At 72.7% G+C, this 17,155-nt stretch carries 12 protein-coding genes, 1 tRNA gene and 1 pseudogene; 7 read left to right on the top strand and 7 right to left on the bottom strand.

All coding sequences use genetic code 11. From position 1 onward, the window contains the following. Positions 1-104 precede the first annotated feature (104 nt). The 5 genes from ACFY29_RS33790 to ACFY29_RS33770 all read right to left on the bottom strand — a co-directional run bounded on the left by ACFY29_RS33790 (position 105) and on the right by ACFY29_RS33770 (position 5,818). Entirely contained in the window at positions 105-3,725 is a 3,621-nt protein-coding gene (locus ACFY29_RS33790; protein WP_386992681.1) for an adenylate/guanylate cyclase domain-containing protein, read from the bottom strand. Further along, positions 3,722-4,558, bottom strand: a complete 837-nt coding sequence (locus ACFY29_RS33785) for an MBL fold metallo-hydrolase (RefSeq protein WP_386992679.1) — start codon at positions 4,556-4,558, stop codon at positions 3,722-3,724. The genes ACFY29_RS33790 and ACFY29_RS33785 overlap by 4 nt, the downstream gene beginning before the upstream one ends. 121 nt (positions 4,559-4,679) lie before the next feature. Beyond that, complete coding sequence (locus ACFY29_RS33780; RefSeq protein WP_328421314.1) at positions 4,680-5,141, bottom strand: RidA family protein; 462 nt, start codon at positions 5,139-5,141, stop codon at positions 4,680-4,682. Beyond that, on the bottom strand, positions 5,138-5,293 hold the full coding sequence (locus ACFY29_RS33775) for a DUF4177 domain-containing protein (protein ID WP_007466198.1): 156 nt from the start codon (positions 5,291-5,293) through the stop codon (positions 5,138-5,140). Before ACFY29_RS33775 ends, ACFY29_RS33780 begins: the two co-directional genes overlap by 4 nt. Positions 5,294-5,338: 45 nt before the next feature. Continuing rightward, the gene (locus tag ACFY29_RS33770) at positions 5,339-5,818 is read right to left on the bottom strand and encodes a hypothetical protein (protein ID WP_386992676.1); all 480 of its coding nucleotides are present in this window, start codon (positions 5,816-5,818) and stop codon (positions 5,339-5,341) included. 644 nt (positions 5,819-6,462) lie between these two features. On the opposite strand from ACFY29_RS33770, the pseudogene ACFY29_RS33765 reads away from it, so the two are divergent. The 3 genes and pseudogenes from ACFY29_RS33765 to ACFY29_RS33755 all read left to right on the top strand — a co-directional run. Continuing rightward, positions 6,463-7,044 (top strand): annotated as a pseudogene (locus tag ACFY29_RS33765) (hypothetical protein); the annotation flags it as partial. Between the two features lie 26 nt (positions 7,045-7,070). Further along, positions 7,071-8,048, top strand: coding sequence for an ArsA-related P-loop ATPase (locus ACFY29_RS33760; protein WP_386992674.1), 978 nt, complete (start codon positions 7,071-7,073; stop codon positions 8,046-8,048). Positions 8,049-8,101: 53 nt separating this feature from the next. Beyond that, positions 8,102-9,253 (top strand): ArsA-related P-loop ATPase, encoded by a 1,152-nt coding sequence (locus ACFY29_RS33755; RefSeq protein WP_355601979.1) that lies wholly within the window; start codon positions 8,102-8,104, stop codon positions 9,251-9,253. 6 nt (positions 9,254-9,259) lie between these two features. Here the strand turns inward: ACFY29_RS33755 and ACFY29_RS33750 are convergent, their stop codons facing one another. Continuing rightward, positions 9,260-9,580, bottom strand: coding sequence for a WhiB family transcriptional regulator (locus ACFY29_RS33750; protein WP_030328078.1), 321 nt, complete (start codon positions 9,578-9,580; stop codon positions 9,260-9,262). 404 nt (positions 9,581-9,984) lie between these two features. Between ACFY29_RS33750 and ACFY29_RS33745 the strand changes: the two genes are divergently transcribed. Then, a complete protein-coding gene (locus ACFY29_RS33745) occupies positions 9,985-12,423 on the top strand; it encodes a penicillin-binding protein (protein WP_386992671.1) in 2,439 nt (812 codons plus the stop codon). Between the two features lie 99 nt (positions 12,424-12,522). Here ACFY29_RS33745 and ACFY29_RS33740 read toward each other — a convergent pair whose 3' ends face one another. After that, on the bottom strand, positions 12,523-12,978 hold the full coding sequence (locus ACFY29_RS33740) for a GatB/YqeY domain-containing protein (protein WP_386992669.1): 456 nt from the start codon (positions 12,976-12,978) through the stop codon (positions 12,523-12,525). 25 nt (positions 12,979-13,003) lie between these two features. Between ACFY29_RS33740 and ACFY29_RS33735 the strand changes: the two genes are divergently transcribed. The 3 genes from ACFY29_RS33735 (at position 13,004) to ACFY29_RS33725 (ending at position 17,096) form a co-directional block, all read left to right on the top strand. Beyond that, positions 13,004-13,897, top strand: coding sequence for a metallophosphoesterase (locus tag ACFY29_RS33735; RefSeq protein WP_386992667.1), 894 nt, complete (start codon positions 13,004-13,006; stop codon positions 13,895-13,897). A 183-nt stretch (positions 13,898-14,080) separates the two neighbouring features. Continuing rightward, positions 14,081-14,157 (top strand) — tRNA-Pro (locus ACFY29_RS33730). A gap of 347 nt (positions 14,158-14,504) precedes the next feature. Next, positions 14,505-17,096: an ATP-binding protein gene (locus ACFY29_RS33725; protein WP_386992665.1), complete on the top strand. Its 2,592-nt coding sequence runs from the start codon at positions 14,505-14,507 to the stop codon at positions 17,094-17,096. The last annotated feature ends 59 nt before the right edge of the window (positions 17,097-17,155 follow it).

Genomic DNA, 17,155 nt, shown 5'->3' with positions numbered 1-17,155 from the left:
GGACCACCGCACGGTGTTGACACGCTAGCCGCTCGCCCCGACCAACCACATCCCCGGAACCGTCAAAACCGGATCGGGTCCCGGCAGCCGGCGGACCGCCGCGGCTAGACGGCGGCGAGCCGCGTGCGCAGGGCGTCGGCAGCGGCGCGTTCGCTGCGCTGCTCGGTCGCGTATGCCAGCCGAACCGCCTCGTCCGCACTGGCCAGTGCCTCCGCCGGGTGACCGCACGCGGCCAGCGCCTCGGCCAGCACACTGGCCGCGATCACCTGACTACGCACGTCCTCGGCCGGCGCGGCGACCGCCCGCCGGGCCCAGTCCAGCGCCTGGTCCCGCTGACCGTGGGCGAGCAGCGCCGACGCGTACCGGGCCATCGCCTGGCGGCGGGAGAAGAGCAGCGAGGGTGCGGTCACGGCTGCGGTGGCCACCGGGGCGAGCAGGCCGACCGCGGTCGCCGGGTCGCCGGCGGCCAACCGGGCGGTGGCCAGAAGCACCCGGGGTGCCACCTGCGCCGGGGCCTGCGGGTTGTGCGGCTCGACGGCGGTCAGCACCGCGCGGGCGGCCTGCTCGGCGGTCTCGCAGTCGCCCATGTCCAGCGCCACGAAGCCACGCAGCGTCCCGGCCATCCCGGTGAGCAGCGGGTGCGAGGTCAGCTCGGCGTACGCCACGGCGTCGGTGAGCAGGTCGGCCGCGTGCTCCGGCTCGCCCAGCCCGCGCGCCACCACGGCCCGGACCACCAGCGCGAACCCGCGCCCCCAGTCGTCGGAGGCGGCCGCGAACTCGCGGTACGCCCGCCGGGCCTCCCGATCCGCCTCGGCCAGGTCGCCCAGTTCGGCCGTGGCGAACGCCGCCACCGCGCGCAGCGTGCCCACCGCCCACGCCTCCCCGACCCGCTCGCCGAAGGGCAGGAAGACCTGCGCCATCCGACACGCCTCCCGCAGCCGGCCGGCGAGCAGCCGGGCGAAAGCCGTGGTGCCCCGCAGCCAGGCCCGCCCGTACGGATCCTTCAGCTCGGCGAAGAGTCGGGCGGCCCGGCCGAGCACCGCGTCGGTGCCGGCGAAGTCGCCCCGGGTGGTGGTCACCCAGGCCAGGTTCTGCAACGACCAGGCCTGCCCGCGCCGGTCCTGCGCGCCGAGGCTGACCTGGTACGCGGCGGCCAACCGGCTGCTCGCCTGGCTCAGCCGCCCGGCCACGAAGTCGGCCATGCCGAGCCGGCGCATCGCGGAGGCGCGCAGCGTGGGCAGCCCGGCGGCAGTGGCCACCTGCAACGCCTCCTGCCAGGCGACCACCGCCCGGCCCTGGTCACCGACGGTCTGCTGAGCCTGCCCGGCGAGCAGCAGGGCGCTGACCCGGATCGCCTCGTCCCCGGCGTTCGCGGCAATCTTCTCGGCGAAGGCGAGGGCGTCGACGACCCGACCGATCTGGAGCAGCGCCCGGGCATGCACCACCCGGTCGGCCGCCGGCACCCCGTCGCGGGCCAGTTCGGTGGCGCGCTCCGCGTACTCCACGGCCAGCGCCGGCTCGCCCGCCGACAGTGACCGGCGGGCGGCCCGGCCGAGCGCGGCGACCCCGAGCGGGACCACCGCGCGGGCCGACGCGTCCGGACGCAGCTTCACCGCGTCGGCGAGCCTGGCGGCCCGCTCGACGTGCGTCGCCACGAAGTCGTCCCGGGCCTCCTCGTTGAACCCGCCCGGCCCGCCGGCCGCCGTCTCGTCCCCCGGCGCCGCCCAGCGCGCCAGCGCGGCGTGCCGCTCGGCCAGCTCCGCCTTGCTCACCCCGGCGTACGCGGCCTCCCGCATCAACGGGGTGGCGAACGCGTAGCCGGTACGGGTGCGGTGCAGCATCCGCCGTTGCAGCAGCTCCTCGACGGCTCGGTCGAGCTCGACGGCGACCACCGCCGACGGTCGGCCGTCGCGGCCGGCCCGCTGGTCGCGCAGCGCCTCCAGCGCACCGGTCGGGACCGTGTCACCGACGACCGCGGCGTCGCGCAGCACCGAGCGGGCGTCCGGCGGCAGCGCGTCGATGCGTGCCGCGAGCACGGCGGCGAGGTCCCGGGAGAGCAACCGGCTGCCCAGCGAGCCGGGCACCAGCCGCCAGCCGGCCGTCGAGCCCTGGTCCCGCTCTCCGGGTGCGCCCCGGTTGCCGCGCCCTGGTTCCACCGTGGTGAGCGCTCCGCGCTCGATCAGCAGGGTGACCAGCTCGGCCAGGTAGAACGGGTTGCCCTGGGCGGTGGCCAGCAGCCGGTCCGTGTCGGCCTGCGGCAGCTTGCCGCCGCTGAGGTAACTGGTGAGCAGTCGAGCGGCATCGGCGCCGCGCAGCGGCGGCAGGGAGTGCACCTCGGCGTCCGCGACCCGGGTCAGCGCGCCGGCGGTACGGACCAGCTCGGGGCGGCCGAGCAGCAGCACCAGCACCGGGCCGGTGAGTCGGGACAGGGTCAGCCCGAGAGCGCGGATCGTCTCGGCGGTGGCGTCGTGCAGGTCGTCCACCACGATCACCAGTGGCGCCTCCATGGCGAGCCCACTGAGCAGGTCGGCGACCGCGTTTGGCACCGCCTCGGCGTCGGCCGCCGGCGCGCCCGCGCTGCCCCACTCGCCGTTGTCGGTGCCGCCGTGGGCGGGAAGGTCGGCGTAGCCGAGCAGGGCGAGCACTTGATCGGTGACGATCGGCGGCTGCTCACTGCCGGCCCGGGCCAGCCGCTGGCCGAGCCGGCGCAGCCGCTCCTCGACCGCTGGCCGGGTCAACGCGGTGGCCGCGTCACTGGGCAGGCCGACGGCGGCGCGGACCAGGTCGGCCAGCGGCGCGAGCCGGCGCCGCTCACCGAAGGCGGCGCAGCGCACCGAGAGGACCCGGGCACCGGTGTGCGCGGCGTACCGGCCAGCGCCCACGTCGTACCCCGCAGCGAGGCGTTCCACCTCAGCGGCGAACCGGGACTTGCCGATGCCCGCCTCGGCGGTCATCAGCAGCACCCTCGGATCACCCTGGTCGATCACCTCGGCGAGCCGCCCGGCGACCCGGCCGATCTCGGTCTCCCGGCCCACGTAGGGCGCCTCGTCGCCGAGGCCGGACCGGGTGCCCGGCGCGTCCAGCAGACCCAGCAGCTCGTACGCCTCGACCGGCTCACGCTTGCCCTTGAGTCGCAACGGGCGCAGCGCCCGCCAGGAGGCGACGTGCCGGGTGGCGGCGGCGGTCCGCGCGCCGGCGTAGACGGCACCGACCGCGGCGGCGTCGGCCAGCCGGGCGGCGGTGTTCACCGTGTCCCCGATGACCGTGTACTCGATGGCGGCCTGGATGCCCGCGATGACGTCGCCGGTGTTCAGCCCGACCCGCAGCCCGAGCGGCGCACCGCCGCCCCGCTCGTCGTCGAGCACCCGGCGGACCGCCCGCTGCATCGACAGGGCGGCCCGGACCGCGCGTTCGGCGTCATCCTCGTGCGCCACCGGAGCGCCGAAGACCGCCATGATCCCGTCACCGGTCAGCTTGTCGACGTGCCCGCCAAAGGTCTTCACCGCGCCGGCGAGGGCGGCGAGCACCCGGTCGGTGACCGCACCGACCCGTTCCGGGTCAAGATCCTCGGACCAGGAGGTGAAATCGGAAAGGTCCCCGAAGAGCACGGTGACCACCCGGCGCTCGGCCGCCGGCAACGTCGCGGCGGCCGGCAGCGCGGCACCGCAATTGTGGCAGAACCGGGCACCGGGAACGGCGACGGTTCCACACACGGGGCAGGTCACGTGTGTTCCAACCCACTGACCCCCGGCTCAGATTCCCCGGTGGCGACCCCCAGGTACTCCAACTGGGCGCGGACCGACCACTCGGCGGCCCACCAGAGCGAGCGGTCCACGTCCGCGTAGACCGCAGCGACCACCTCGGCGGGGGTGCCGGCACCGGCGGTGACCGCCGCCCGCACCTGGTCGAGCCGGGCCCGACGGTGGGCGAGATAGAAGTCGGCCGCCGCGGCGCAGTCGGCCAGCGCCGGGCCGTGTCCGGGCAACGCCGGGATCCCCCGGTACGCGGACAGCAACTCCAGGCTGGTCAGGTAGTCGCCGAGGTGCCCGTCCGGGTGGGCCACCACCGTGGTGCCCCGGCCGAGGATGGTGTCACCGGTGAGCACCACCCGCTCGTCGCCGTGCTCCACCAGGAAGCAGATCGAGTCGGCGGTGTGACCGGGGGTGTTCAGCAAATGGATCGCCAGGCCGAAGCCGCCGAGATGCTCGGCCGGCTCGGTGAGCGGCTCACCGCCGACGGTGTGTGCCAGGTCGACGGCGCGTACCGGCACCCCGCCGAGCAGCTCACTCAACCGGGCGGAGCCCTCGGTGTGGTCGGGGTGGCCGTGGGTGATCAGGATCAGCCCGACCGGGCCGGTCGCGGCGATCCGGGTCAGGTGCCCCTCGTCCGCCGGCCCCGGGTCGACCACGACGCCGTACTCCGCCGCCGGGGCGCGCAGCACCCAGGTGTTGGTGCCGTCGAGGGTCATCGGGCCAGGGTTCGGCGCGCGCAGCAGCGTCACCCAGCTCGGCAGCTCGTCGGCGAGGGCCGCCGCCGGCGCCGTCACGTGCCCGCTCATGGCTGCGATCGTACGACCCCGCCCGCCACACCCCGCGATCATGCACGTTCGGTCCCTGATTCATCCCTGTTCAGGGCTTTCATCCGGGCCGGAAGTGCATGGTCGCGGGGGTGGCGACGCGTCAGGCGACCTCGACGATGAGTTCGATCTCCACCGGGGCGTCGAGGGGGAGTTCGGCAACCCCCACGGCGCTGCGGGCGTGACGGCCGGCCTCGCCGAAGACGGTGCCCAACAGGTCGGAGGCACCGTTGATCACGGCGGGCTGGCCGGTGAACCCGGGCGCGGAGGCCACGAAACCGGTCAGTTTGACCACCTTGACCACATTCTCCAGGCCGACCAGCGAGTCGACCGCGGCCAACGCGTTCAGCCCACACCGCTGAGCCAGGTCCTTCGCCTGCTCGGCGGAGATTCCGGCGCCGACCTTGCCGGTGGCCAGCAGCTTCCCCTCGGCGATCGGCAGTTGGCCGGAGACGTACACGTGCTGCCCGGACTGCACGGCCGGCACGTAGCTGGCTACCGGCGGCACCACCTCGGGCAGTTCGAGCCCCAGCTCGGCGAGCTTCGCGTGCGGGCCGTTGCTCATGCCTTGGGCCGCTTCAGGTACGCGACCAGCTGGTCCGGGTTCGGCCCGGGGACCACGGCGACGAGCTCCCACCCGTCCTCGCCCCAGTTGTCGAGGATCTGCTTGGTCGCATGGACAAGCAGCGGGACCGTGGAGTATTCCCACTTCTGCATCGCTGGAGGGCTCCCTCTCGGTGCGGACTTTCTTCGAGGCACAGCCTACGGTCCGCTGGCCGGGTGAGGTGCGGGACGCTGCTCCGGCGCGGCCGGCAGCTCTCCGCAGGGTCCCTCGTGCTCGTACATCTGAGGGCAGCGGGACCGGTCGGGCAGCAGCAGGTCGCAGAAGACCCGGTGCCGGTTGTTCTGGTCGTCGGCGTTGGACACGGTGGTCTCGCCGGCGTCTAGCTCCGGCAGAAAGCCCAGGGACACCGCGACCCGACCGGCCAGCGTGGTCGCCGCCGCCAGGTCGGGCACCCGGATCGGCAGGTGGATGACGAAGCCCGGCTCGTCGTCGTCCCGGGCCCGCCCGACGGGGCGACTCGGCGCCCGCGCCGCCTCCGTCGACTCCGGCACCCGGCGGTACGACCGCTCGTTGACCGGCAGGCTGCCGACCGGCGCGTCGGCCTCGCCGACGGACCCGGGCCTGCGCGGCCGGTTGTTCGGGAACTGGGTGCGAGGAACATTGTCCGCGTCGCGCATGTACTGCCTCCGGGTCGTACCTCTCGGATCACACTTCCGGTCCGAACCATCCGTCCGTTCCGGCCCCCGCACCGGGACGAAGGTAGGTCCCGAGCCTCAGCCCCGCCAACAGGACGCGCACGATCGGTCACTCCGAGTCACATATACGACACCTCGCAGGTAGGAAGCCCGACGGTGCTCCGCACCGGTGGCCAGTCGGTCGGATTCGAAGCTGGCACGGCACGACGGGGGCGACATCGATCCGGTGGTTGACCGCTACCCTTCCGGTCGGACGGTCGCGCAGCGCCCGGACGCCCGCTCGATCACGCTCGGCGCCAGGGGTGGCGACGGGCGCCGCACCCCCGGGGGAAGAGATGACCCAACCGCCCAGCGGCGACCAGCCCGCACACCCGCCCGTTCACCCGGATCCCACCGGCCAGCCCGACGGTTCCGCCGTCCCCGGCCAGTCGGCCCCCGACGCGCAGCCCGGCCCGCTCGCCCTCCCGGCGCAGCCCGCCAGGCCGGCGCTCCCTGCGCAGCCGGCATCGCCCGCCTTCCCCGGCTCGCCCGCCTTCCCTGGCTCGCCCGCCTTCCCCGCGTCGCCGGGCTTCCCCGCGCCGCCTGCCGGGCCGGCGTTCCCCGCTCAGCCGGGCGGGACGAACTTCCCCGGGCAGCCTGGTCTCGCCGGGCAGCCCGAGGGTCCGGGCGGCGCAGCCGCACCGGCTGGGCCAGGCACTCAGGACCCCTCGGCGATCCCGCCTCCCCCCTCCGGCTACCCGCCCTACCCGGGCGCTGCCGCGCCGAAGAAGAAGCGCGGCCTGCTGATCGCGGCGATCGCGCTGGTCGTGATCATGGTCCTCTGCGTGGGCGGCGGCGTGGTGGCGTTCCTGACCCTGCGCAACGTCGAGAACGGCGAGGGCGCCAAGGAGCCGGCGGTCGCCGTCGACGAGTTCCTCACCGCGGTCTACAAGGATCGCGACGCGACCAAGGCGGCCAGCCGCGTCTGCGCCGCCTCCCGCGACGACGAGAAGATCGCGGCGAAGGTGGCCGAGGTGCAGAAGTACTCCGCCGAGTACCAGAACCCGCGCTTCCGGTGGACCAGCCCCAAGGTGGACAACCAGACCGGAGACCGGGCCACCGTCTCCACCCGGATCACCATGACCACCGCCGACGAGAAGGTGGCCGACCAGGACCTGCGCTTCACCGTGGTGCAGAAGACAGGTTGGTGGGTCTGCGAGGTCGCGTGACCGCCAACCCTGGATAGGCTCGACGGGTGCGTGCAGCTGAGCGGCCGTCCGACCCGGCCGGTAACGGATGGTCGGCCCGTCTCCACGTCGTGACCGGCAAGGGCGGCACCGGCAAGACCAGCGTGGCGGCGGCGCTGGCCCTGGCGCTGGCCGCCGGCGGCCGGCGCACCCTGCTGGTGGAGGTCGAGGGGCGGCAGGGCATCGCCCAGCTCTTCGGCATCGATCCGCTGCCGTACGAGGAGCGACACCTCGCCGATGCCCCGGACGGCGGCGAGGTGCGCGCGCTGGCGGTGGACGCCGAAGAGGCGCTGCTCGAGTACCTCGACATGTTCTACAAGCTGGGTGCGGCGGGCCGGGCGTTGCGCAAGCTCGGCGCCATCGACTTCGCCACCACGATCGCCCCCGGTCTGCGCGACGTGCTGCTCACCGGCAAGGTGAAGGAGGCCACGACCCGCACCTCGGGGCAGCGGCGCGTGTACGACGCGGTGGTGCTGGACGCCCCGCCGACCGGGCGGATCGGCCGGTTCCTCAACGTCACGGCCGAGACGGCCCGGCTCGCCAAGGTCGGCCCGATCAAGACCCAGAGCGAGGGGGTCGCCGCGCTGCTGCGCTCCCCGATCACCGCGGTGCACGTGGTCACGCTGCTGGAGGAGATGCCCGTGCAGGAGACGGTGGACGCCATCGCCGACCTGACCTCGCTCGGCTTCGGGATCGGAAAGGTGATCGTCAACGGCGCCCGGCCACCGCTGCCCGCCGGCCGGGCGGTCAGCGCGGCCGAGCTGAAGCGCGGGCTGGTCGCCGCCGGGCTGCCGGCCGACCGGGAGACCGTCACCGGCCTGCACGACGAGGCGCGCGACCAGCTCATCCGGCGCGAGCTGGAGGATTCGCTCCGAGCCGACCTGGTGGAGCTGGGGCTCCCGATGGTCGAGCTGCCGGTGCTGCCCGACGGGGTGGACCGGTTGGGGCTCGCGACACTGGCGCAGGCCCTCGTCCGGGCCGATTGACTCACACCTGAGCTCTGCACGGGCGCTGGACCCACCCGGCCCGATACGCTCGATTGGTGCCTTCCGAAGACGCGGCGCCGCAGCTGGACGTCGACCAGATCCTCGCCGACCCAGGCGTGCGGATCATCGTGTGCTGCGGTGCCGGCGGGGTCGGCAAGACGACCACGGCCGCGGCGCTGGCGCTGCGGGCCGCCGAGCAGCACGGCCGGCGCACGGTGGTGCTCACCATCGACCCGGCCCGCCGGCTGGCCCAGTCGCTGGGCCTGACCGAGCTGGACAACACCCCCCGCCAGGTCAAGGGGATCGACGTCGAGACCAGCGGCGGCGAGCTGCACGCCATGATGCTGGACATGAAGCGCACCTTCGACGACGTGGTGCTCCAGCACACCGATCCGGCGAAGGCTGCGGAGATCTTCGCGAACCCGTTCTACCAGGCGATGAGCTCCACCTTCGCCGGCACGCAGGAATACATGGCGATGGAGAAGCTGGGTCAGCTGCACGCCCGGGGCGAGTGGGACCTGATCGTCGTGGACACCCCGCCGTCCCGCTCCGCACTGGATTTCCTGGACGCGCCGGCCCGGCTCTCCCGCTTCCTCGACGGCCGGATGCTGCGACTGCTGATGGCCCCCGCGCGCAGCGGCGGGCGGAGCATGTTCAGCCTGGTCACGGCCTCGTTCGGGATGTTCTCGAAGGTGGTGCAGAAGATCCTCGGTGCGCAGCTGCTCACCGACCTGTCCGGCTTCGTGGCCGCACTGGACTCGATGTTCGGCGGTTTCCGGCAGCGGGCCGAGCAGACGTACCGCATCCTCCAGGCGCGGGAGACGGCCTTCGTGCTGGTCGCGGCACCGGAGCCGGACGCGGTCCGGGAGGCCGCGTACTTCGCGGGCCGGTTGCGGGAGGAGAAGATGCCGCTGGCCGGCCTGGTGCTCAACCGGGTGCACCGGCCGGCGGTGCCGGAGCTGGACGCCGAGCGGAGCCGGCTCGCCGCGGAGCGGCTGGCGGAGCTGGGTGGGCACGAGGCCACCGCCGAGGTGCTGCGAGCGCACGCGGCGCTGGCCCGTCAGGCGGTACGCGAGCAGCAGGTGGCCGCGCGGTTCACCGAGGCGTTCCCGGCGGTGCCGTCGGTGTCGGTGACGGCGCAGCCCGCCGACGTACACGACGTCGACGGGCTGCGGACGATCGGCGCGGCGATCAGCCGGCCGTGACCGGCGTCAGTTGGCCGCGCTGACGAGGATCTTGTCCTTGCCGGCCTTGTCCTTGCTGTTCTTCTTCATCGCGGCCTCGAACATCTTGCGCCAGCTCGTCACCTGCGGGTGACGACGCAGCAGCGCCCGCCGTTCGCGTTCGGTCATGCCACCCCACACACCGAACTCGATTCGGTTGTCCAGCGCGTCGGCCAGGCACTCGTAACGAACTGGGCAGCTCCGGCAGATCCGCTTCGCCACGTTCTGTTCGGCGCCCTGTACGAACAACGCGTCCGGGTCCCCGTTCTGACACGCCGCCAGCGACGGCCAGTCAGTAATCATGCCCATGTGTACACGTCCCCCCTTGCAGTACCTACCGACCTCGTTGCACGTCAGCCGGCAATTCCCCCCGATCGCCCGGCCTGCCTTCCCCAAGGCGGCGCGAACGACATGTGGCTCTGTCGCCGCCCCCATCATGCTCTGTAGTCGACTGATTACGCAACGTTGTCGACGAAATCCATCATTCCGGACACTCCCGGCTTCCCGGGCTCTCGACCGCCGGTTACCCCGCCGAGGTCGGCGAAAACGCTGCGCCGCCTCCTCCGACTGGAGGAAACTCACGGCAGGTCACGCGCAACCACGCACCGGGGGTCGTGCGTTTAGCACAACGAGGGCAGCGCGCGCAGGAAATGGGGAAAGAACGCCCCAGCGCCCCTCGTTCCCTACTCGCGTACCCTGTCGAGGTGACCTGGATGCGGAAACGTGACCACAATGTGCTGACCAACGCCGCATCGCTGCTCATATGTGGCCTGTTGGCTGGCGTGGTGGTCGCTGCGGCGGCCTTCCCCGCGGTGGCGATGTCCGGCTTGGCCGCCAAGGCCGGCGCCGAGACATTCGGTGCCCTGCCCACGGAGCTGACGGTGGCCCGCGCGCCGCAGATCAGCTACCTACTGGCCTCGGACGGCAAGACGCCGCTCGCGACGATGTACGACGAGAACCGGCGGGACGTGAAGCTCGCCGACATCTCGCCGTACATGCAGAAGGCCATCATCGCGGCCGAGGACCATGACTTCTACAAGCACAACGGCGTCGACATCAACGGTGTCGCCCGCGCGTTCGTGAACAACCAGAACGAGAGCGCCGGCCGGCAGGGCGCCTCGACGCTGACCATGCAGTACGTCCGGCTGGCCATCGCCTACTCGGCGACCCACCCGGCCGACGTGGTCGCGGCGACCGAGGACACCAGCGCCCGCAAGCTCCGCGAGATGCGGCTGGCCCTCCAGGTCGACAAGGAATTCTCCAAGGACGAGATCCTCACCCGCTACCTCAACCTCGCCTCGTTCGGCAACGGCGCGTACGGCATCTACGCCGCCAGCCAGGTCTACTTCGGAAAGCCGCCGAGCAAGCTGAAGATCGAGGAAGCGGCGCTGCTGGCCGGCATGGTGAAGGCGCCCACCACCAACGACCCGACCACCAAGGCCGGTTACCCGCTTGCACTGGACCGGCGCAACTACGTCATCCAGAACATGCTCGACATCAAGTCCATCACCCAGCAGGAGGCCGACGCGGCCAAGGCGACCAAGCTGGTGGTGAAGGACAAGCGCACTCCGAACGGCTGCGTCGCCGCCAACGTCAACAGCTGGGGCTTCTTCTGCGACTACTTCTACCGCTGGTGGATGCAGGAGGAGACGTTCGGCTCGACCACGTACGACCGCGAGCGGCGGCTGAAGAGCGGCGGCTACACCGTCGTGACATCGATCGACGTTCAGGCGCAGAAGGGCGCGGACGCGGCCGTCCGCAGGGCCAAGAGCGAGAACAGCAAGGAAGCCGCCATGGTCGCGGTGGTGGAGCCCGGCACCGGGCGGGTCCGGGCGCTCGCGGTCAACCGGCAGTTCAAGCTCGACGACCCGAAGAACCCGAAGAACAAGATCTCCAGTGATCCGGCGAAGAGCAAGAAGGGCATCCGGGGCAACTATCCGGCGACGGTGAACCCGCTGCTCACCGGTGGCGACGGCATCGCCGGCTACCAGGCCGGCTCGACCTTCAAGATCTTCAGCATCGTGGCGGCGCTGGAGAAGGGCATTCCGCTCAGCTACACGATCAATGCGCCGCAGCAGTTCAAGTCGGAATACATCATCGACAGCAGCAGCCCGGCGGCCTGCAAGGGGACACACTTCTACTGCCCGACCAACTCCGGTCTGAAGGCCGGCGGCGTGCAGACCATGTGGAGCGCGTTCTCCCAGTCGGTCAACACGTACTTCGTCCCGCTGCAGCAGCAGGTGGGCGCGGAGAACGTGGTCGACGCCGCCAAGCGGGCCGGCATCCAGTTCCGGGCCAGCAGCGACGCCAAGTTCGCCGGCACCAAGGACGCCGCCCACCAGTGGGGCGCGTTCACCCTGGGCGTCTCCTCGACCACGCCGTTGGACCTGGCCAACGCGTACGCCACCCTCGCGGCTGACGGCAAGTACTGCGAGCCGATCCCGGTGCAGGAGATCCGGGACCCGGAGGGCAAGAAGCTGGACATCGCCAACCCGCGCTGCGAGAAGCGGTTCAGCACCGAGGTGGCCCGGGCCGCCGTGGACGCCGCGCGCTGCCCGGTCGGCGACAACTCCAGGACCAGCAAGTGTGGCGGCAGCCGCACGGCCGGGGTGGTAAAGGGCATCGTCGACGCGCCGGTGGCCGGCAAGTCCGGAACCACCGACTCGGAGAAGACGGCCGCCCTGGTCGCGATGACCAAGCAGTACGCGGTGGCTGGCATCATGGCCGACCCGGACTGGCCGCAGACCAACGTCAAGATGAAGCACAAGGAGAAGGACGGCATCAACCCGCCGGTGTACGAGACGCTGCGGGATGCGATGAAGGGCAAGCCCCGCGTCAACTTCGAACCGCCGGGGCAGAAGATCTCCGAAGGTGACCAGCGCAGCATCCCCGACGTGAAATGCGTGTCGGTGGAGACCGCTAAGTCCCGGATCAAGGGCGCCGGCTTCGAGCCGGTCGTCTCCGAGACGAAGGTCCCCTCGTCCTGCAAGGCGGGCGACGCGGCCGGCACCAGCCCGGACGGGCGCACCATCAAGGGCGGCGTGGTCACCATCCAGATCAGCAGCGGCGGCGGGGCCACCCCGCCGGGCACCACCCCGGGGCAACCCGGTAACCCGCCCGGTCGACCCGGCGCGGGCCGCCCAGGCGGCTGAGGTAGCGCGGACGCACGAACGGGCGGGCACCCACTGCGGGTGCCCGCCCGTTCGCCTGTCGGGACTGCTCCGGTACGAGACTGCGGCGGTGCCGTCGGGTCAGAGGCCGAGCTGTCGGCGTACCTCGGCGGCCACCCTGCCCCCCTCGGCCTGACCGGCCACCGCGGCCTGGGCCGACTTCATCGCCGGGCCCATCTGGGCCTTACCGGTGAAGCCGCCCGCGGCGAGCGCCCCCGTGACCAGCTCGGTCAGCTCGGCATCGGAGAGTTGCTTGGGCAGGTAGCGGTCCAGCACCTCGCCCTCGGCGGTCTCCTTCGCGGCCTGCTCGGCGCGGCCGGCGTCGGCGAAGGCGGTGGCCGCCTCCCGGCGCTTCTTGGCTTCCTTGGTCACCACCGCGAGCACCTCGTCGTCGGTGAGCTCGCGCTTGGCCTTGCCGGCGACCTCGGCGGTGCCGACGGCGGCCAGGGCCATCCGCAGCGTGGAGGTGGTCAGCTCGTCGCGCGCCTTGAGCGCGGAACGCATGTCGGCAGTGAGGCGGTCCTTCAGCGTGCTCATGGACGGTCAAACTACCCTGAACGCCATGCGAAAGCGCACACTATTCCGACTCGCCGCCGGAACCGCCGCAGTCGGCGCGGCCACCCTCGCGTACGCGTCGCTCATCGAGCGCAACATGTTCACCCTGCGGCGGTACGACGTACCGATGCTGCCGGCCGACGCGGAGCCGCTTCGCGTGCTGCACCTGTCGGACCTGCACATGATGCCCAACCAGGCGCGCAAGCAGCGCTGGGTGGCGTCGCTGGCCGCACTCGACCCGGACCTGGTCGTGGTGACCGGCGACAACATGGCACACCCGGGCGCCGTGCCGGGGGTGCTGCGGGCGCTCCAACCGCTACTGGACTACCCGGGCGCGTTCGTGTTCGGGTCCAACGACTACACCGGGCCGGTGTGGAAGAACCCGTTCACCTACTTCCTGCCCGACCGGGAGTACACCGAGGGCGCCGAGCTGCCCTACGAGGAGCTGCGCCAGGTGTTCACCGGCGCCGGCTGGGTGGACCTCAACAACGCCCGGACCATGCTGAAGGCCGGCGGCCGGCAGCTCGACCTGGCCGGCGTGGACGACCCACACATCGACCGGGACGACTATGAAGCGGTGTCCGGCAGGGTCTCGTCCTCGGCCGACCTGTCCATCGCGCTGGCACACTCACCCGAGCCTCGGGTGCTCGACCAGATGGCCGCCGACGGCTTCGGGCTGCTGCTGGCCGGGCACACCCACGGCGGGCAGGTCTGCGTACCGGGCGCCGGGGCACTCGTGACCAACTGCGGCCTGCCCCGCTCGATGGCGCGCGGACTGCACCGGTGGCCGGGCTCGGACTCCTGGCTGCACGTCTCCGCCGGCCTCGGCACCCACCCGACCGCCCCGGTCCGCTTCGCCTGCCCCCCGGAGGCGAGCATCCTCACGCTGATCCCCCGCTGACCGCCACTCCGGCGCCCGGCGTCAAGATCCGCACAACTTCAGGGAAATAGGTGCCTCATCGCGCTGGGAGGCCACTACATCCCTGAAGTTGTGCGGATCTTGGCTGCTCCGGGCGGGGTCTGGCCGGCGGGGGTACCGAGTTTGACCATCGCGGCGGGTGGGCTACTATTTGTCGGCACGCCTCGGGGTGTGGCGCAGCTTGGTAGCGCGCTTCGTTCGGGACGAAGAGGTCGTCGGTTCGAATCCGGCCACCCCGACCAGAGGTAACAGCAGGTCAAGGCCCCTCCACCGAGGGGCCTTGATTCGTTTCCGGCGAGCACCGCTCTCTTGCGGCGGCGATCCACGCGAACACCCTGCGATTTGGGTCACGAGTCGAAAGCGCGACTGGTGGTCCTACGTCATTGACGTCTGGTCGTGGCCCCTGACCTTCGCCGCGTCGTTGATCGGCACCCAATCGGACAAGGCGCCACCTCGCGTACGAGTGCCGAGGACCGTGGAACCCGGGGCCCGACGGCAACCGTGTCCGGTGCGGCGACGGAGACGTCCAGTGAATGCTGCCGTCGCGGCTGACGTCTCAGCGACGCCCCGCTGACTAGCATCGACCGCGATGGAGCTGCTGGAACGCGCGGACGCGCTCGCCACCCTGGACGGGCTGCTGGCCTCCCCCGGCGGCGCGATCGCGCTCGTCGCGGGCGAGGCAGGTGCCGGCAAGTCCACCCTGGTCGGTGCATTCGCGGCGACGGCCGGGGCCAGGGTGCTCTGGGGCAGCTGTGACCCACTGCTGACCCCGCGGGCGCTTGGCCCCGTGCACGACATCGCCCGGCAGGTCGGCGGCGTACTCGCGGAACGACTGAGCGCGCTGCACACGGCGGCGGAGGCCGAACGCCGCGACGCCGTGTTCGACGCGCTCCTCGACGAGCTGACCGATTCCCGGCCCGGACGCCGCACGGTGATGGTGGTGGAGGACGCGCACTGGGCGGACGGGGCCACCCTGGACCTCATCGCGTACCTGGGGCGGCGGCTGACCCGCCACCCGGCGCTGCTCGTGCTCACCCTGCGCGACGACGAGGTCGGGGCGGAGCATCCACTGCACGCCGTACTCGCGGGCCTGCCCCGGCCAGTGGTCCGCCGGTTGCCGCTGCCCGCCCTGTCCACCGATGCCGTCGCGGAGCTGGCCCGGCGCGCCGGCCGCGCCCCGGGCGGGTTGTACCAGGCCACTGGCGGCAACCCGCTGCTGGTCACCGAGGTGCTGGCCGCGACCGGCCCGGGTGTGCCGCCGACCGTACGCGATCTGGTGCTGGCCCGACTGGCCGCGTTGTCGCCGCCGGCCCGGGAGGTCGCCGCCCTGGTCTCGGTGGTCCCGTCCCGGGCCGAGCCGTACCTGCTCGACGGTCACCCGTCGGCTGCCGTGCAGGAATGCCTGGATCGGGGGGTGCTGGTGCCGGTGGGCAATACGGTGGCGTTCCGGCACGAACTGCTGGGCCGGGCGGTACGCGAGTCACTCTCCCCGGTGCACCGGGTCGCGCTGCACGCCGCCGTGCTGGCCCGACTCACGCCCCGGGCGGATGTGGACGCCGCCCGGCTGGTGCACCACGCTCACCACGCCGACGATCCGCTGGCCGTGCTGCACTGGGCGCCCGTGGCGGCCCAACGGGCCAGCCGGGCGGGCGCGCACCGGCAGGCAGCGGACCACTACAGCGTCGCGCTCCCCCACGCCGCGGGCCTGCCGGCACCGCGCCGCGCCGAGTTGTTGGAGGCGTACGCGACCGCCGCGTACCTCGCCGGGTTGGCCGCGCAGGCGCTGGACGCCCGGCGGGCCGCGCTCGCCCTGCGGGAGGCCGAGGGCGATCCGCTGCGGATCGGCGAGAACCTGCGCTGGGTGTCCCGGCTGTGCTGGTGGACCGGGGACAGCCCGGCGGCCCGGACGGCGGGTACCCGAGCGGTTCAGGTGCTGGAGTCCGCGACCCCCGGCAGGCAGTTGGCAATGGCCTACAGCAACATGTCGCAGCTGCTCATGCTCGCCGACGACAACGGCCGGGCCATCGAATGGGGTGACCGGGCCCGGAAGCTGGCCCGGCGGCTCGGCGACGTGGAGACCGAGGCGCACGCCCTGGTCAACGTCGGCTCGGCCCGCCTCCAGAGCGGTGATGTCGCCGGCATCATCGAGCTGGAACGTGGGCACGCCCTGGCCGTCGCCCACCACCTCGACGATCACGCGGCCCGGGCGCTGGTCAACCTGGCCACCATGTCCCTGGATTGGCACCGGATCGGGCCGGCTGCCGAGGCCCTGGACCGGGCGTTGCGCTTCACCACGACCCGGGACCTCGACGGGTACGCCCGGCACCTGCTCGGCTACCGGTCCCGGCTGCGGCTGACGACCGGCGACTGGGCCGGTGCCCGCGCCGACGCCGAACGGGCGCTGACCGGCACCGCGCAGCCCGGGGGGAGCCTGGTCCCGGCCCTGGTCGCACTGGGCCTGCTCGACGCGCGTCGGGGTGAGGCGACCACTGGCGAGCATCTGGACAAGGCGGCGCGCTGGGCGGCGCATAGCCGGGAACTCCAGTTCGTCGTGCCGGTCGCCGCGGCCCTGGCGGAACGACACTGGCTGGCCGGCGAGCCGGCACCGGCGGTCCCCGAGCTGAGCCGTGCCCACCGGCTCGCCGTCGACGCGGGCCAACCCTGGTACGCCGGCGAGTTGGCGTACTGGCTGTGGCGGGTCGGCGAGCCGTTCGGGGACACCGGCGCGCTGGCGTCGCCCTACCGGCGGCTGATCGAGGGTGACTGGGCCGGTGCGGCCGAGGAGTGGCACCAGCTCGGCTGCCCGTACTCCCGTGCCGAGGCGCTGGCCTGCGGCGACGACCCGGCGGCCGCCGAGGCGCTGCGGATCCTGGACGGGCTGGGCGCAATCGCCGTGGCCCGCCGGATCCGGGCCGAACTGCGCGGCCGTGGGATGGCCCGGGTGCCGAGGGGGCCGCGCCCGGCGACAGCCGCGCACCCGACGGGCCTGACCGCCCGGCAGCGGGAGGTGCTGGCGCTGCTCGCCGAGGGGCTCAGCAACGCCGAGATCGCGGCCCGGCTGTCGCTCTCCGCCCGGACCGTCGGCCACCACGTGTCGGCGGTGCTGGACAAGCTCGCGGTGCCCAGCCGGGGCCAGGCGGCCGCGGCGGCCCGCCGGCAGGGCCTGGTGCGGCCAACATAGGTGTTTCTACCGATCCCCCGGAGTACCACTCCACCTACCGTCGGTGACACACCGAACCG

This window comes from Micromonospora sp. NPDC000668 (assembly GCF_042897975.1).
Lineage (GTDB): Bacteria > Actinomycetota > Actinomycetes > Mycobacteriales > Micromonosporaceae > Micromonospora.
Note: the sequence above shows the minus strand (reverse complement) of the source record. Positions and strands in the feature narration are given on the sequence as shown.

Coding starts and splice junctions, on each gene's coding strand:
- ACFY29_RS33785 (WP_386992679.1), bottom strand. CDS start 4,558: ATGAGCGGGCACGTGACGGCGCCGGCGGCGGCCCTCGCCGACGAGCTG.
- ACFY29_RS33780 (WP_328421314.1), bottom strand. CDS start 5,141: ATGAGCAACGGCCCGCACGCGAAGCTCGCCGAGCTGGGGCTCGAACTG.
- ACFY29_RS33775 (WP_007466198.1), bottom strand. CDS start 5,293: ATGCAGAAGTGGGAATACTCCACGGTCCCGCTGCTTGTCCATGCGACC.
- ACFY29_RS33770 (WP_386992676.1), bottom strand. CDS start 5,818: ATGCGCGACGCGGACAATGTTCCTCGCACCCAGTTCCCGAACAACCGG.
- ACFY29_RS33750 (WP_030328078.1), bottom strand. CDS start 9,580: ATGGGCATGATTACTGACTGGCCGTCGCTGGCGGCGTGTCAGAACGGG.
- ACFY29_RS33745 (WP_386992671.1), top strand. CDS start 9,985: ATGCGGAAACGTGACCACAATGTGCTGACCAACGCCGCATCGCTGCTC.
- ACFY29_RS33740 (WP_386992669.1), bottom strand. CDS start 12,978: ATGAGCACGCTGAAGGACCGCCTCACTGCCGACATGCGTTCCGCGCTC.
- ACFY29_RS33735 (WP_386992667.1), top strand. CDS start 13,004: ATGCGAAAGCGCACACTATTCCGACTCGCCGCCGGAACCGCCGCAGTC.
- ACFY29_RS33725 (WP_386992665.1), top strand. CDS start 14,505: ATGGAGCTGCTGGAACGCGCGGACGCGCTCGCCACCCTGGACGGGCTG.